We start from the raw sequence: 14,464 nt of genomic DNA on the forward strand, positions 1-14,464 counted from the left end.
CAGGCGAACGCTGAGAACCCGCGGCGGTGCAAGCGCCGAGGGTGGGCTATGCGCCTGCGGCGCATGCGACCCTCACCGCACGGCGCCGGTCATGCCTCGCGGTCACAGGCCAGGCAGGATGAAAAAGACTCATTTGAAACTGCAGATCCCAGCCCCTCCGGCCCGCAGTTTCAATTGAAACTGCGGGCCCCGGCTCAGCGCTGGATGCGCAGGAGGCCCTCCTGGGCGACTGTTGCGACGTGCCGGCCGGAACGGTCGAAGACGTCGCCGCGTCCAAGGACCCGGCCGCCCGCCGCCACCGGGCAGTCCTGGTCGTAGAGCAGCCACTCATCGGCTCGGAGGTCCTCGTGGAACCACATCGCGTGATCCAGGCTGGCCAGCTGAACCCCCGTCGCGTGCCGGTCGACGCCGTGCAGCAGGAACACCGGCTCCAGCAACGTCATGTCCGAGGCGTAGGCCAGCGCGCAGGCGTGCAGCAGGGGCTCGTCCGGCAGCTTCTCCGGAGCCCGCATCCACACCAGGTGGCGGGAGGCTTCGCCGGGCTCGACCGGCGGCGGGTACGGGGTCCGGTCGACGTGGCGCAGCTCGATCGCCCTCGGCAGGCGCCACCAGTCCGGGATCGGCACGTCGGAGTCGGCGAAGCGCTCGTGCAGCGGCAGCAGCTCCTCGGGCGCGGTCGCGGGCGGGAAGTCGGCCTGGTGCCGCAATCCGTCGCGGCCCCGCTGGAAGGACACCAGCGCGGTGAACACCTCCACCCCGTCCTGACCGGCGACCACCCGGCGCGACGAGGTCGCCCCGCCGTCCCGGATCCGGTCCACCGCGTACTCGATCGGGCGGGTCGGGTCGGCAGCCCGCACGAACAGCGCGTGCATCGAGTGCACCGGCCGGTCCGCGGGCACCGTGCGACCTGCCGCGGCGATCGACTGGGCCAGCAGCAGACCGCCGAAGGCGCGGTGCTCGGGCAGCGGCTGGGTGCTGCCCAGGAACCGGTCGGCGCCCCGCTCGGCGAGGTCGAGCAGGTCCAGCAGGTGAGGAACGTCCATGACCAGAACCAACTACTCCCGACAGGTGGTATCAAGTTGCCCGTGACAGGCGACACAACCTCCGACGCGCGGTCCGCCGCGACGTCCCCGACCGGCGCTGCGCGGGAGGCGTCCGAGCGGTGATCAACGCGGCGATGCGCGCCCAGTCCCCGCGGCTGCCGGACGAGCTGGCCGGCCGGCTGCGCGAGTGGATCATGACCGGCCGGCTCCGGGCTGGCGATCACCTGCACCTGGAACGGCTCGCCGACAACCTCGGCGTCAGCGTCACGCCGGTGCGCGAAGCGCTGCTCGCGTTGCGCGGCGAGGGATTCGTGTACCTGGAGCCGCGGCGCGGGTTCACGGTGGCGCCGCTGAGCCGCCACGACTTCACCGACGCCCACCAGCTGCAGGCCGGCCTCTCCGGGGAGCTGGCCGCCCGCGCCGCGCAGCGGATCGAGGCCGAGCAGCTCGCCGAACTCGCCGAGCTGGTGGAGGAGATGCGGCTGACGGCGCGGTTCGCGCTGGCCGACGTCGGCGGTCTGGTCAGCCGGTTCCACGCGGAGCTGTGGCGGATCGCGGAATCACCGAAGCTGTCGTGGTTCCTGGGGATCGCGGTGCGCTACGCGCCTCAGCACGTCGCCGCTTCGGTGCCCGGCTGGCGCGAGATGGCGGTCACCGACCACGAGGCGCTGCTGATCGCTCTGCAGCAGCACAACCCGATCGACGCGCGCGCCACGATGCACAAGCACGTGGCCCACACCGGAGAGTTGCTGATCCACCACCTGCAGCAACTGGGGCTGTGGTCGTCAGGCTCGGAGAGCACCTCTCACCAGGGAGTTCCGCATCACACCGGGAACAATGACTCTGGTGGCTAACGTTGTCGCCCCCTGTGGCGACATCCGGGGTGAGACACCCGTTCGAGGTGTCGTCGAAACCCACCTCATCCCTGCGCAAGAAAGTTGGGGGCCCACGCCATGCAGAGCAACAGCCGCACGATCGTGTCGGTTGTCGGAACGTTGATGATGGTCGTCACGACCGTCCTGCTCGCGACGTGGAGCCCCAATCCCGGGGAAACCCAAATGCCGGTACAACCGGCGGCCAACGGCACCGCGATCGAGATCTCGCGCTGACACAAGGCTTTTCGAGCCTCCTCGACAGCGGAACCCCAGCGCCGGCTCCCCCGGTGCGACGCAAATTCCATTGAAATCGAACCTCCGATTTCAATGGAATTTGCGGATCTCGGTGTTCGGGTCAGGCTTCGCGGACCACGTCTTCGGGGCGTTTGTCGTTGCGGAGTCCGGAGAACCGGGGATGGCGGAGCTTGCCGTCGTCGGTCCACTCGGTGAAACCGATCTGCGCGACGAGGTCCGGCGACACCCAGTGCACCGCTGGTTCGGCGACCTCGTCGGCGAACGGTGAGGTGTCGCGGGACCGGGCGTCGAGCTCGGTCCGGAGGCTCCGCAGCGTTCGCTCGTCGTAGCCGGTGCCGACCTTGCCCGCGTAGCGCAGCCGACCGCCCCGGTAGTAGCCGACCAGCAGGGCCCCGAAGCCGAACCGGGAGCCCTTCGGTTCGGTGAACCCGCCGATGACGAACTCCTGGTCCGCGACGCACTTGAACTTCAGCCAGTCCCGGCTGCGGCCGCCGCGGTAGGGGCGGTCCGAGCGCTTGGCGATCAGCCCTTCCCAGCCGCGCTCGCAGGCCTCGCGGAAGAACTCCTCGCCGGTGCCGACCCGGTGCGCGCTGAACCGCAGCGGATCGGTGAACTCGAAGCACTCCCGCAACAGCCGCTTCCGGGTGCGCAGCGACAGCCCGGTCAGGTCCACGCCGCCGAAGGCGATCAGGTCGAACGCGTAGTAGTAGATCGCCACCCCGGTGCGCCGGGCCGCCTTCGGGTCGGTGAGGTGGATCCGCTTCTGCAGCCGGGCGAAGCTGGTCCGGTCGCCCTCGAAGGCGACCACCTCGCCGTCGATCACGAACCGGTCCGCGGCCTGCTCGGCCAGCGCGTCGACGAGCTCCGGGTAGGCCGCGTCGACCCGCTTGCGGTTGCGCGACCACAGCTGCGGGCGGCCGCCGTCGCAGCCCGCGATCACCCGGACCCCGTCGAGCTTGCGCTCGAAGATCCAGCCGGAGTCGGAGAACCGGTGGTGGGTCAGGGTGGCCAGCGCCGGCTCGTGCCAGGTGCCTCCGCCCCAGGGCCGGAGCCTGCCCTGCTCAGCTTCGTCGACCAAGCGCAGCGGATCGCTCATCGAATCATGCCTACCCGACCTTCGGCGAACCGCAAACCGATCTGAAACTGAGAACTGGCTGTGAACGGCCTGTGAGTTCCACCCCGCAATGCTTCACGAACGAGTGAATGCGAGAAACTGGACTTAATCCCCTGGCCCTGTCCGAAGGTGAAAGCACCCGATGTCGAAGCAAAAGAATCCGCTGACCAAGAAGGGAAGCGGACCGTCCACCAACGTCATCCTCACCGCCATCGTGCTGGTCGTCGCCGTGGTGGTGATCGGCGGCGTGCTGTGGTTCAACCGCGACGGCGGCAGCGGCAGCAGCGATGAGAACGCGGGCCCGCCGGTGGCCGCCGAACTGCTGCGCAAGCCGGACAGCAACCTGCTCGTCGACACTCCCGACGCCAAGGTCACCGTGGTCGAGTTCTTCGACTTCCAGTGCCCGGCCTGCTGGAGCTACTACACGAAGATGACCAAGCAGGTCGAGGCCGACTACGCGGGCAAGATCACCTTCGTCGCGCGCAACTTCCCCCTGGACATGCACCCGCTGGCCCGACCGGCCGCGCAGGCCGGTGAGGCCGCCGCGCTGCAGGGCAAGTTCAAGGAGATGTACCACGCCATCTACGACAACTACGAGGCGTGGGCGGCCACCCCGGACGGCCAGGTCAGCAACGACGAGGCCAAGGCCCGCGGGCTGTTCGAGCAGTACGCCCAGCAGATCGGCCTGGACATGGACAAGTTCCGCGCCGACGTGAACTCCCCGCAGGTCAAGGCCAAGATCGACGCCGACGTGGCGGACGGCGAGAAGGCCGGCGTCAACAGCACGCCGACGATCTTCATCAACGGCCGCCAGTTCAAGCCCGGCAACGACGTGCAGAGCTACGAGCAGCTCAACCAGGCCTTCCGCAGCAAGCTGGACTCGGAGCTGGGCAAGTGAGCGCCGCCCACGCCGTCGAAAGCACCGAGAGCGGTGCCCCCAGCACCTCCCCGCAGCCCCGCGGCCTGGGCTGGCTCTACGTCGTGGGCGGACTCATCGGGTTGGCCGGCTCGTTCGCGCTGATCGTCGAGAAGCTGGAGAAGCTGGCCAACCCCGGCTACGTGCCGACCTGCAGCATCAACCCGATCATCTCCTGCGGTTCGGTGATGGAGAGCGCTCAGGCAGCGGTGCTGGGCTTCCCGAACCCGCTGATCGGGGTCGCCGCGTTCCCGGTCGTCGTCACGACCGGGGTCGCGGTGCTGGCGGGCTACCGCCCACCGCGCTGGTTCTGGCTGGGCATGCAGCTCGGCACCACGCTCGCGGTGGCCTTCATCCACTGGCTGATCGTGCAGAGCCTCTACTCGATCGGGGCGCTCTGCCCGTACTGCATGATCGTGTGGGTCGTGACGATCCCACTGTTCTGGTACACCACGCTGCACAACCTCACCGCGGGCAACTTCGGCGGCGGCAAGTCCGTCGGCGTGGCGCTGGGCGGGGTCCACAGCGTCGTGCTGGTCCTGTGGTATCTGGTGATCGTGGTCCTGGTGCTGCTGCGCTTCTGGGATTACTGGAGCAGCCTCCTGTAGCCGGGAGCGCCCGTTTGTTCGGTGCGGGGCTCGGGTACGCAGGTGACTGCGAGTGATTGGTCGCGCCGCACCGACCGAGACGAGGTGGCCCGGGATGAGCGTGGAACGCGAGGTCGCGAGGGGCGAGCCGATGACATCCGCGGCGAACGTGGTCGAGGTCCGCATCTCGGCCGAACCCGCCCAGCTGGCGGTGATGCGCGCGGTGGTCGGCGACCTCGCGATGCGCGCCGACTACGACGTCGATTCGATCGCCGACCTGCGGCTGGCGGTGGACGAGGCCTGCTCCTCGCTGATCCGGCTGGCCGCACCGGAATCCACCTTGGTGTGCCGTTTCCACACCGCGGGCGAAACCCTGTCGGTCACCGCCGAAGTGCCCAGCGACGACGCCTTCGGCCCGCGCAAAGATACTTTCAGCTGGCGCGTGCTAAGCGCTCTTGCGGACGTTGTGTCAACCTCGGTCGAGTCGGATCCCGCTGCCGCCAACGGCAGCCACCTGGTGCGGATCGAATTGACCAAGGGACGGACGGCCCACGTGTGAAACGAGCGGATTCCAAGCCGACGGGGCATTCGCGCAACGAGCGCTACGACCGGCTGGCGCCGCTCTTCGGCGAGCTCGCGAAGCTGAGCAAGCAAGATCCTCGCCACTCCGCACTCCGGGACAAGCTGGTCACCGAGCACCTGCCGGTGGCCGAGCACATCGCCCGCCGGTTCAGCCATCGAGGTGAATCCCAGGAGGACCTGACCCAGGTGGCCACCCTGGGGCTGATCAACGCGGTGGACCGCTTCGACCCGACCCGCGGCGTGGACTTCCTGTCCTACGCGGTGCCGACGATCATGGGCGAGGTCCGGCGGCACTTCCGCGACACCGGCTGGGCGGTGCGGATGCCGCGCCGCCTGCAGGAACTGCACCTGTCGGTGTCGGCGGCGATCGCCCGCCTGTCGCAGGAGCTGGGCCGCGCGCCGACGCCGAGCGAGCTGGCCAAGCACCTCGGCATCAGCACCGACGACGTGTACCGCGGGCTGGAGGCGGGCAACGCCTACCGCAGCGCTTCCCTGGACGAGCTGCTCACCGACACCGACGAGATCCCGCTGGGCGATGCGATCGGCTCCGACGACGCCGAGCTCGCCGAGGTGGAGAACCGCGAGATGGTGCGCCCGCTGCTGCAGGACCTGCCGGACCGGGAGCGCCGGATCCTGGTGATGCGCTTCTTCCGCGGGATGACCCAGACCCAGATCGCCGAGCAGATCGGCATCTCCCAGATGCACGTCTCCCGCCTGCTCTCCAGGACCCTCGTCTGGCTCCGCCAGCGCCTCGAAGAGGAGAAACCCGCCAAGACAGCAGCGGACTGATCGTCCTCGCGGGAACCGGGCCCGGAAATGGGGAACCGCCCGGGACCCGTCGGGGGAGTCGGGTCCCGGGCGGCAGCTCAGGGGGTGGCGGTCAGAGCTCGATGCCGCGCTCGTTCAGCCACGGCACCGGGTTGATCTGGGTGCCGCCCTCGATCACTTCGAAGTGCAGGTGCGGGCCGGTGGACTGGCCGCGGTTGCCCATCGTGGCGATCTGCTCGCCGGCACCGACCTCGTCGCCGACGCTGACGTCGATGGTGTTGATGTGGCCGTAGACGGTGATCGTGCCGTCCTTGTGCTTCACCCGGATCCACTGGCCGAAGCCGCTGGCCGGGCCGGCATCGATCACGGTGCCCGCGGCGACCGACCGGATCGGGGTGCCGATGCTGTTGGCGATGTCGACGCCCTTGTGGCTGGTGCCCCAGCGGGCGCCGAAGCCGGAGGTGAAGGTGCCCTCCGCCGGCTTGACGAAGCCGTTCGCGGCCTTGCGGGCCGCTTCTTCCTCAGCGCGCTTGGCCTCGGCAGCGGCGCGCTCGGCCTCCTGGCGGGCCCGCTCGGCCTCCTCGTGCTGCTGCTCGATGGCCTCGGCCTTGTCGACCTGGCGGGACTCCGCCACCGAGTCGGTCGAGGTCTCGGGGGCGAGCAGCTTGACCGAAGCCGGGCTGGTCGACGTTCCGCTGACCGCGAGGCTCAGCTGCTTGCTCGCGGACAGCGGGTTCACCGCCGCGCTGCGTTCGGGGACGCCCGGCTGGTCGTCGGCAGCGGCCAGCGGCTGCCCGACGGCGGCGAAGGCGCCACCGGCGACCACTGCGGCCACGACCTTGTTCCGGAGCGGGAGGGCGGCCGTCGGGGGATGGCCGCCCTCCTTGCTGTGCTTGCCCATCTTCACCTTCCGCCTCGGGGAGATCCGGTCACTTCCCGCTCGGGGGATTGCGGGTGATGCCTCTCGGGGGAGCGAGACATCGTCGTGATCGAACCGTGACGTACGAGCGGTGAACGTAGCTGAGGGTTATCAACAGACGCAACCAATAGTCCGTTCACCTGAACATCAAGAAACGGAAGCCGCGTAGATAATCACTCTCGGTGTTTATCAAAGATGACCATCAGGTAACGACCGTCATCTTCCAAGGCCGCGGCGAGGCATTCCCATCCGGCGTGCCGTGAAGGCGATCAAGGAGAGGCCGGTTTTCGCAGGTCCGCATCACGATCGGGGATCAAGGATCGCCGCTCCGCCGGAAAGGCTCCGGCACGTCATCAGTCCACAGAGGACACTGCGGTCACGAGGCCAGCGAACACCCCCGCCGGAAGATCGTCCGGCGTCGGAAGTGGCCTTGAACACAGGCCCGACGTCCCAGCCCTCCCGCACTCTGAGAGGCGGTGCCGCTCGACCGCGGGATCTGCTTCACTGACGCGCATGACGCCTGGTGATCAGTGGCGGCTGCTCGTGCAGCGCCTCCACGTCGACCTGCGCCGCGTCACCTCCGCAGGGTGTCGGCGAGCGCGGTAGCCCCGCTCGCACCGTCCACTCCCCCGTTTCCGGCTTCGCATCGCAGCGCACGTTCCCCGTGCGCCGGTTTCGGCACCCCTCGCACCCTCGGAGAACATCGTGCAAGCGTTCCTGATATTCGCGCTCGGCGGTTTCGTCGCGCAGCTGGTCGACGGCTCACTGGGCATGGCTTACGGCGTCACCTCGACGACGATCCTGCTCGCGGCCGGGATGAGCCCGGCCCTGGCCTCCGCCTCGGTGCACCTCGCCGAGCTGGGCACTTCCCTGGCTTCCGGCCTCTCGCACTGGAAGTTCGGCAACGTGGACTGGCGGGTCGTCCTCACGCTCGGCGTGCCGGGCGCGATCGGCGCCTTCCTCGGCGCCACCGTCCTCAGCAACCTCTCCACCGAGGCCGCCGAGCCCTGGATGTCGATCGTCCTGCTCGTGCTCGGCGCCTACGTGCTCTCGCGGTTCGCGTTCCGCCCGCTGCGCCGCCGCCAGCTCACCGGCGTCAGCTCGAAGCTGCTCGCCCCGCTCGGACTGGTCGCCGGGTTCGTGGACGCCACCGGCGGTGGCGGCTGGGGCCCGGTCGCGACCCCGACGCTGCTGAGCACCGGCCGGGTCGAACCGCGCAAGGTCATCGGCTCGGTGGACACCAGCGAGTTCCTGATCGCCGCCTCGGCGAGCCTGGGCTTCCTGTTCTCCCTGTCGCACCAGAACCTGTCCTGGACGACCGTGGGCGCGCTGCTGCTGGGCGGCGTCGTCGCCGCGCCGCTGGCGGCCTACCTGGTGCGCATCGTGCCGATGCGGCTGATCGGCGTCGGGGCCGGCGGGCTGATCGTGCTCACCAACGCGCGGACCCTGATCAAGGACTTCGACCTGCCCGGACCGTCCCACGCGATCATCTACTCGGTGATCGTCGTGGCCTGGGTGGCCGCCGTCGCCTACACCGTCCGGGTCCACCTCGCGGAGCGCCGCGAACTGGACTCCGACGAGGTGGCGGAGACCGCGGAGGCAGTGCGCAGCTGATCGCTCACGGGGGTGGCGGTTCCGCGGGAGCCGCCACCCCTTCGCAAATTCAGCACAACCTTCAGCGACGAGAACGCATGTTGACTCTGAGCGAAGATTTACCCACGTGCCGTATCGCCGAGATCAACCGAACGAGTTACTGTTCGGTAGACCGTGTGGAAGCCCCCCGACACACGGTAGGTGCCCCGGGTGAGGAGTTCAGCACTCCCCGCCCGGGGCACCGCTCCCCGTACCGCGGCCTTTGAACGCGACCGCAAACGTTTCGCGATCAAGTGTGCACCGGCTCGTTGGTATATTCCAGCCGCCACGCGGCCCAATCCTCCGCGCCCACATCAGCGCAGCGCAACCAGGCAATTCGCCTCGGTCACGAGGTTCCACTCCTCCGGCACCCGCACGAAGCGCCGCTGGGTATCGTCGGCCGAACGCGGATCCCACGGAGGCGAGATGGCACCGCAGGCCACCGAGACGACGGGCGCCAAGCGGTACTGGCGGCTGATCAGCCGGTTCGCCGCGGCATCGGTGGTGGCCACCGCGATCAGCCAGGTCGTCTTCCTGCTCGCCTACTCCCTCGGCGCGGCACCGGTCGCGGCGACGATCATGGCCTGGCTGGCGGGCGCGATCCCGAACTTCACCCTCAACCGACGCACCTGGGGCAGCACCGACCGGGCGAACCTGCGCGGCGAGATCCTGCGCTACGCGATCATCTCGGTGACCACGGCCCTGCTGGCGGCCCTCGCCACCCACAACGCCGAAGGTCTCGCCCGCTCCCTGTTCCCGGACGCCCGCAGCGCGCAGGTGGTGGTCGTCTGGGGAGCCTTCCTCGGCACCTACGCGGTGATGTTCGTGATCAAGTTCTTCCTGGTGGACCGCCTGGTCTTCCCCAAGCAGCGCCGCTGATCAGCGGCGCTGCCCGGGGGTGTGGCCGAGCTGGCGGGAGTGCGCGTGGGTCGCCTGCACCCACTGCGTGACGGACGGACGCGTGATCAGCACCATCAGCGCGATCACCACGGCGGCCAGGACGACCCACACCAACATCGTGACGAGGTCCGGCTTGTCGCCGCGTCCGAGGAACGAGCGGAACACACCGAACCCGGTGACGGCGACGGTGATCCACCCGGCCATCGCCATCGTCCCGGTGTTGGGGAAGAGCCGGTGCAGCAACCGAACAACCCCGAGCACGTGCATGACGCCAACGGCACCGACGATGAGCGTCAGCAGCACGACGGCGATCTCCCCGCCCCCACTGGCCCCGGCAAGCCCGGCGACCAACGTGTAAACGGCAACCCCGAGCACCACGACCGCAACAATTCCCCCAAGTGCAGCAGCAGCGACCACAGCCCCCGGCCGCTTCGGAGCCTGCGGACCGGACGGAGGATCCGGAAGCTGCTGCTGCGGCGGCGGATTCGGAACCTGCTGCGGGGGCGGGGGAACCGGATTCGGCATCTGCGACGGCGGCCCCGGATTCGGCCCCGGCGCCGGCGGCCCCTGCCGCGGGTACGGCGTGGGGTACTGCCGATGAGGCGGCACGCCCCCACCAGCGCCCTGAGAATCTCCCGGCCAAGGTGGCTGCGACATGACCGCCCCTCCCAACGCCAACGACGAGCGCGAATCCTAACGGATCAACACCCGCGCGAGGCCGGAAATCCGGCTGCACGGCGACCTTCTCCGAGAAACGACAACGGCCCCCGGCTCCTGGAAACCGAGGAGTCGGGGGCCGTTGGGCCTGGGGTCAGCCCTTCTTGTCGCCCTTGCCGAGGAACTTGTCCTTGACCTGGTCGAGCTTCTCCTTGTTCTTCGGGTCCGTGGCGTACTTCTTCGCCTGGTCGATGACCTTCTTGCCCTGCTCGCTCTTGGCGAACTGGGTGACCTTGTCGAACAGCGACATCGTTACTCCCCGAACGTCGGACTCACCGTTGGCCACCAGCGTACCGGCGATTCGGGAGAATCAGCCCAGAACGCCCCGCACCGAGGCGTGACCCTTGAGCAGGTTGCGAGCCAGCGTGCGGCGCTGGATCTCGTCGGTGCCCTCGAAGATCCGCAGCAGCCGCAGGTCGCGGTACCAGCGCTCGATCGGCAGCTCCTTCGTGTAGCCCATGCCGCCGTGCATCTGCAGCACCCGGTCGACGATCTCGTTGGCGCGGGTGGCGCCGTAGAGCTTGGCGATCGACTGCGCGTGGCGCGAGTCCATGCCCTGGTCGATCTGCCAGGCCGCCTGCAGCACCAGCCAGCGCAGCGCCTCGATCTCCACCGCCGAGTCCGCCACCATCCACTGGATCGCCTGGCGCTCGGCGATCGGCTTGCCGAAGGTCTCGCGCTGCTTGGCGTAGTCCATGCCCATCTCGACCAGCCGCTCGCAGGCACCGAGCGCATGCGCGGGCAGCATGTAGCGACCGCGGCCGATCCACTGCATCGCGAGCTTGAAGCCGTGCCCGACCTCGCCGAGGACGTTGCCCTCGGGAACCCGCACGTTGTCGAAGACCAGCGCGGCGGGCTGGCGCTCCCACGGGCCCATGATGTCGATCGGCTCGGACTTCCAGCCCATGTCGCGGTCGACCAGGAAGCAGGTGACGCCGCCGTTGGCGCCCTTCTCCTTGTCGGTGACGGCGAAGACCATCACGAAGTCGGCGTCGATGCCGCCGGTGATGAACGTCTTCTCGCCGTTGATCACCCACTCGGCGCCGTCCTTGACCGCCGTGGTCCGCAGGTCCTTGGCGTCCGACCCGGCGCCGGGCTCGGTGATCGCGAAGCAGGACTTGCGGGTGCCCTCGATGGTCGGCAGCAGGTAGCGCTGCTTCTGCTCGTCGTTGGCGTAGTAGAGGATGTTGTCGGCGTAGCCGCCGAACCGGAACGGCACGTAGGTGCGGCCGAGTTCGATCTCGATCAGCGCGGACATCACCGCCGACAGGCCCATGCCGCCGTACTCCTCGGGCGTCTGCACGCCCCAGAACCCGGCTTCCCTCGCCTTCTGCTGCAGCTCGTGCTGCTCGTCCTTGGTCAGGCCGCGCTCGCCGGCCCGCTCGCGGCGCAGCACCTCCGGCTCCAGCGGCACCAGCTCGCGCTGGACGAAGTTGCGCACCCAGTCCCTGATGTCGCGCTCGGTGTCGGAGAGCGAGAAGTCGACCATCGCCGGATCCTTTCCTGCGGCCATCTAACTAACGTTGTTAGTTTTGTGGCAGCCTAAGACGGCCCCGGCGAGCGCCGCAAGGGATCCGACGAGGAGAAGACGTGCCCAGACCGACCACTCCCCGGCTGTCGCCGGAACGCATCCGCCGCGTCGGGCTGGAGATCATCGACGCCGAGGGCCTGGAAGCGCTGTCCATGCGCCGCCTCGCCGACCAGCTCGGAGTGCGCGCCGCCTCGCTGTACAACCACGTCGCGACCAAGGAAGAACTGCTGCACGAGATCGCCGACGACGTGATGGCCTCGGTGGACGTCTCGGACTTCGAGCAGGACTGGACGACCGGCCTGCGCAGCTGGGCCCGCTCCTACCGCGCGGCCCTGGTCGCCCACCCCAACCTGGTGCCGTTCCTGGCCTACGGCCCGGCCCGCCGCGAGAACGCCCTGCGCCGGGCCGACGCGGTGCACGGCGGCCTGACCAGCGCGGGCTGGCCGCAGCGCTACGCCACGATGATCGGCGCCTCGACGAAGTACCTGGTGGTGGGCTCGGCGATGGGCTCGTTCAGCGGCGGCTTCCCGGACGACGCGGACCTCTACGGAGACCGCTTCCCCCACCTCAACAAGGCCCACCTCCTCCGCGAACACGCAGCGGAGATCGACGCGGCCAGCTTCGAACTAGCCCTCGAAGCCCTCATCGACGGCCTGCAGAAGCAGTACCGCGAGCTGGGCTGACCAGCTGCGACCGTCACTCATCGGGGCGCGGTGGTGGAGGCACCGGACCGTAGTCAGTTGTGACTGGCTCGGTCAGGCGCCTGACCAGCTCTGGATCGTCATATATGAGCGCAGTCGCCTTCCACTCGTGGACCGTCTGATCGAGTTCCGACCGATCTCCACTACCTGCGGACAAACGAGCCACACGGGCGTAATCCCGCTCGAACTCAGCGCGGGCCTCCGGCGGCAGCTTCTCCAGCCAGGGAAACTCGTCGATCGTCACGTCACGCAAGGTAGCGATTTGCGGAGCGTGCGGTCGGGCAGGTCCGCTCACCCGGCCCCGGTGGAGATCACTCATCCTTCCGGTTGACGTGGGTCACTGGTGGTTCGTAGCGTCCTTCAGCAGAACCGAATAGCGCGCCTACGACGTCGTGCGGGAGAGACTCCGGCCCTTCTCGGGACCGGGGCGCCGAAGGAGCAATACTCCCCAGCAAACTCTCAGGCACCGGCACCGCACGGCACCAGGCGATCACGGAGAAAAGCAGAAGCACCCGCTTCTCGCCCACGGTGCAAGCCGCCTCCCGAGGTGGCGAAACTCTCAGGCCAATGACTCCGGGGAGACCGCCCGACCAGCGCAAGCCCGCGCAGGTCGGGGTCGAGGTGCCCCCGATAAGGTTGGGACAGTGAGCTGACCGGCCCTCGACTGCCGACCGGCGCCCACCAGGAGGAGTCCCACCATCATGTCGTCGCCACGACGGACGCCCTTGCACCACGTGCACGAGGCGCTCGGCGCCAACCTCACCGAGTTCGCGGGCTGGGAGATGCCGCTGCGGTACTCCGGTGACATCGCCGAGCACAACGCGGTGCGCACCGCGGCCGGCCTGTTCGACCTGAGCCACATGGGCGAGGTCCGGATCAGCGGTCCGGAAGCCGCGGCCGCGCTGGACCACGCGCTGGTCGCCAACGCCTCCGGCATCACGCCCGGCCGCGCGCGCTACACCATGCTCTGCAACGCGCAGGGCGGCGTGCTGGACGACCTGATCGTCTACCGCCTCGCCGAGCAGGAGTTCCTGGTGGTGGCCAACGCGGCGAACGCCGCCGTGGTCTCCGCCGAGCTGGCCGAGCGGATCAGCGGGTTCGACGCCCAGCACGAGGACGTCTCCGACGACTACGCGCTGATCGCCGTCCAGGGCCCGAAGGCCGTCGCGATCCTCGAGCCGCTGACCGACACCGACCTGTCCGGCGTCAAGTACTACGCGGGCTACCGGGCCCAGGTCGCGGGCAAGGACGTGCTGCTGGCGCGCACCGGCTACACCGGCGAGGACGGCTTCGAGCTGTTCACCGCCCCCGGCGACGCCGAGGCCGTGTGGCAGGCGCTGACCGAGTCGGGCGCGGAACACGGCCTGCAGCCCGCCGGGCTGTCCTGCCGCGACACGCTGCGCCTGGAAGCCGGCATGCCGCTGTACGGCAACGAGCTGTCCGCCGACCTCACGCCGTTCCACGCCAACCTCGGCCGGGTGGTCAAGCTCGACAAGACCGCCGACTTCGTCGGGAAGGCCGCGCTGGCCGCCGTCGCGGAGAAGCCCACCGAGCGCACCCTGGTCGGGCTCAGCACCGACCAGCGCCGCGCGCCCCGGCACGGCTACCGCGTGCTGGACGCCGACGGCGCCGAGATCGGCGTGGTCACCAGCGGCGCCCCGTCCCCGACCTTGGGTCACCCGATCGGGATGGCCTACGTGGACCGCGAGCACAGCGAACCCGGCACCCAGCTGCAGGTAGACATCCGCGGCAAGGCCGTCGCGGTGCAGGTCGTCGAGCTGCCGTTCTACCGCCGCAACGCCTGAGAGAAACACAGGAGGCAACACCATGTCGACACCGGACCTGTTCAACGACAAGCTGGCCGCGGTGGACCCCGAGGTCGCGGCGGCGGTCGGCGCCGAGCTCAACCGGCAGCAGAGCACGC

The 14,464-nt window shown here is 69.1% G+C and carries 17 protein-coding genes and 2 riboswitches; of the genes, 10 read left to right on the forward strand and 7 right to left on the reverse strand.

Annotated elements, in window-relative coordinates; genetic code table 11:
* Nucleotides 1-194: 194 nt before the first annotated feature.
* Nucleotides 195-1,043, reverse strand: a complete 849-nt coding sequence (locus ABTZ89_RS23540; protein WP_351048260.1) for an acyl-CoA thioesterase — start codon at nt 1,041-1,043, stop codon at nt 195-197.
* A gap of 119 nt (nt 1,044-1,162) precedes the next feature.
* Between ABTZ89_RS23540 and ABTZ89_RS23545 the strand changes: the two genes are divergently transcribed.
* Together ABTZ89_RS23545 and ABTZ89_RS23550 are read left to right on the forward strand one after the other, a co-directional pair.
* A complete protein-coding gene (locus ABTZ89_RS23545; RefSeq protein WP_351048263.1) occupies nt 1,163-1,897 on the forward strand; it encodes a GntR family transcriptional regulator in 735 nt (244 codons plus the stop codon).
* A gap of 99 nt (nt 1,898-1,996) precedes the next feature.
* Nucleotides 1,997-2,152, forward strand: coding sequence for a hypothetical protein (locus ABTZ89_RS23550; RefSeq protein WP_270951846.1), 156 nt, complete (start codon nt 1,997-1,999; stop codon nt 2,150-2,152).
* A gap of 121 nt (nt 2,153-2,273) precedes the next feature.
* On the opposite strand, the gene ligD is transcribed toward ABTZ89_RS23550, so the two are convergent.
* Nucleotides 2,274-3,269 (reverse strand): non-homologous end-joining DNA ligase, encoded by a 996-nt coding sequence (gene ligD / locus ABTZ89_RS23555; RefSeq protein ID WP_351048267.1) that lies wholly within the window; start codon nt 3,267-3,269, stop codon nt 2,274-2,276.
* A gap of 160 nt (nt 3,270-3,429) precedes the next feature.
* Here ligD and ABTZ89_RS23560 point away from each other — a divergent pair, with 160 nt between their 5' ends.
* The 4 genes from ABTZ89_RS23560 (at nt 3,430) to ABTZ89_RS23575 (ending at nt 6,161) form a co-directional block, all read left to right on the forward strand.
* Nucleotides 3,430-4,185, forward strand: a complete 756-nt coding sequence (locus ABTZ89_RS23560) for a DsbA family protein (RefSeq protein ID WP_351048270.1) — start codon at nt 3,430-3,432, stop codon at nt 4,183-4,185.
* On the forward strand, nt 4,182-4,811 hold the full coding sequence (locus tag ABTZ89_RS23565; RefSeq protein WP_333778728.1) for a vitamin K epoxide reductase family protein: 630 nt from the start codon (nt 4,182-4,184) through the stop codon (nt 4,809-4,811). The genes ABTZ89_RS23560 and ABTZ89_RS23565 overlap by 4 nt, the downstream gene beginning before the upstream one ends.
* 94 nt (nt 4,812-4,905) lie before the next feature.
* Nucleotides 4,906-5,349, forward strand: coding sequence for an ATP-binding protein (locus tag ABTZ89_RS23570; protein ID WP_270951849.1), 444 nt, complete (start codon nt 4,906-4,908; stop codon nt 5,347-5,349).
* Nucleotides 5,346-6,161: an RNA polymerase sigma factor SigF gene (locus ABTZ89_RS23575; RefSeq protein ID WP_351048274.1), complete on the forward strand. Its 816-nt coding sequence runs from the start codon at nt 5,346-5,348 to the stop codon at nt 6,159-6,161. The genes ABTZ89_RS23570 and ABTZ89_RS23575 overlap by 4 nt, the downstream gene beginning before the upstream one ends.
* Before the next feature lie 91 nt (nt 6,162-6,252).
* Here ABTZ89_RS23575 and ABTZ89_RS23580 read toward each other — a convergent pair whose 3' ends face one another.
* Nucleotides 6,253-7,041, reverse strand: coding sequence for a M23 family metallopeptidase (locus ABTZ89_RS23580; protein ID WP_270951851.1), 789 nt, complete (start codon nt 7,039-7,041; stop codon nt 6,253-6,255).
* A 723-nt stretch (nt 7,042-7,764) separates the two neighbouring features.
* On the opposite strand from ABTZ89_RS23580, the gene ABTZ89_RS23585 reads away from it, so the two are divergent.
* Nucleotides 7,765-8,673, forward strand: a complete 909-nt coding sequence (locus ABTZ89_RS23585) for a sulfite exporter TauE/SafE family protein (RefSeq protein WP_270951852.1) — start codon at nt 7,765-7,767, stop codon at nt 8,671-8,673.
* 444 nt (nt 8,674-9,117) lie between these two features.
* Nucleotides 9,118-9,570 (forward strand): GtrA family protein, encoded by a 453-nt coding sequence (locus ABTZ89_RS23590; RefSeq protein WP_351048278.1) that lies wholly within the window; start codon nt 9,118-9,120, stop codon nt 9,568-9,570.
* On the opposite strand, the gene ABTZ89_RS23595 is transcribed toward ABTZ89_RS23590, so the two are convergent.
* From ABTZ89_RS23595 to ABTZ89_RS23605, 3 genes are all read right to left on the reverse strand, one after another.
* Nucleotides 9,571-9,969, reverse strand: coding sequence for a hypothetical protein (locus ABTZ89_RS23595; RefSeq protein ID WP_351048281.1), 399 nt, complete (start codon nt 9,967-9,969; stop codon nt 9,571-9,573). It lies immediately after the preceding gene.
* Between the two features lie 433 nt (nt 9,970-10,402).
* Entirely contained in the window at nt 10,403-10,558 is a 156-nt protein-coding gene (locus ABTZ89_RS23600; protein WP_270951860.1) for a hypothetical protein, read from the reverse strand.
* A gap of 60 nt (nt 10,559-10,618) precedes the next feature.
* Entirely contained in the window at nt 10,619-11,797 is a 1,179-nt protein-coding gene (locus ABTZ89_RS23605; protein WP_270951870.1) for an acyl-CoA dehydrogenase family protein, read from the reverse strand.
* A gap of 101 nt (nt 11,798-11,898) precedes the next feature.
* On the opposite strand from ABTZ89_RS23605, the gene ABTZ89_RS23610 reads away from it, so the two are divergent.
* Nucleotides 11,899-12,522 (forward strand): TetR/AcrR family transcriptional regulator, encoded by a 624-nt coding sequence (locus tag ABTZ89_RS23610; protein ID WP_351048285.1) that lies wholly within the window; start codon nt 11,899-11,901, stop codon nt 12,520-12,522.
* Nucleotides 12,523-12,535: 13 nt separating this feature from the next.
* Here the strand turns inward: ABTZ89_RS23610 and ABTZ89_RS23615 are convergent, their stop codons facing one another.
* Nucleotides 12,536-12,784, reverse strand: coding sequence for a DUF6247 family protein (locus tag ABTZ89_RS23615; RefSeq protein WP_351048288.1), 249 nt, complete (start codon nt 12,782-12,784; stop codon nt 12,536-12,538).
* Between the two features lie 141 nt (nt 12,785-12,925).
* Nucleotides 12,926-13,025: riboswitch (glycine riboswitch) on the forward strand.
* Nucleotides 13,026-13,124, forward strand: a riboswitch (glycine riboswitch).
* A 117-nt stretch (nt 13,125-13,241) separates the two neighbouring features.
* On the opposite strand from ABTZ89_RS23615, the gene gcvT reads away from it, so the two are divergent.
* Nucleotides 13,242-14,345, forward strand: coding sequence for a glycine cleavage system aminomethyltransferase GcvT (gene gcvT / locus ABTZ89_RS23620; protein ID WP_351048291.1), 1,104 nt, complete (start codon nt 13,242-13,244; stop codon nt 14,343-14,345).
* Nucleotides 14,346-14,464 lie beyond the last annotated feature (119 nt).

It is taken from the genome of Saccharopolyspora sp. NPDC002686 (assembly GCF_040295745.1).
Taxonomy (GTDB): Bacteria; Actinomycetota; Actinomycetes; order Mycobacteriales; family Pseudonocardiaceae; genus Saccharopolyspora; species Saccharopolyspora oryzae.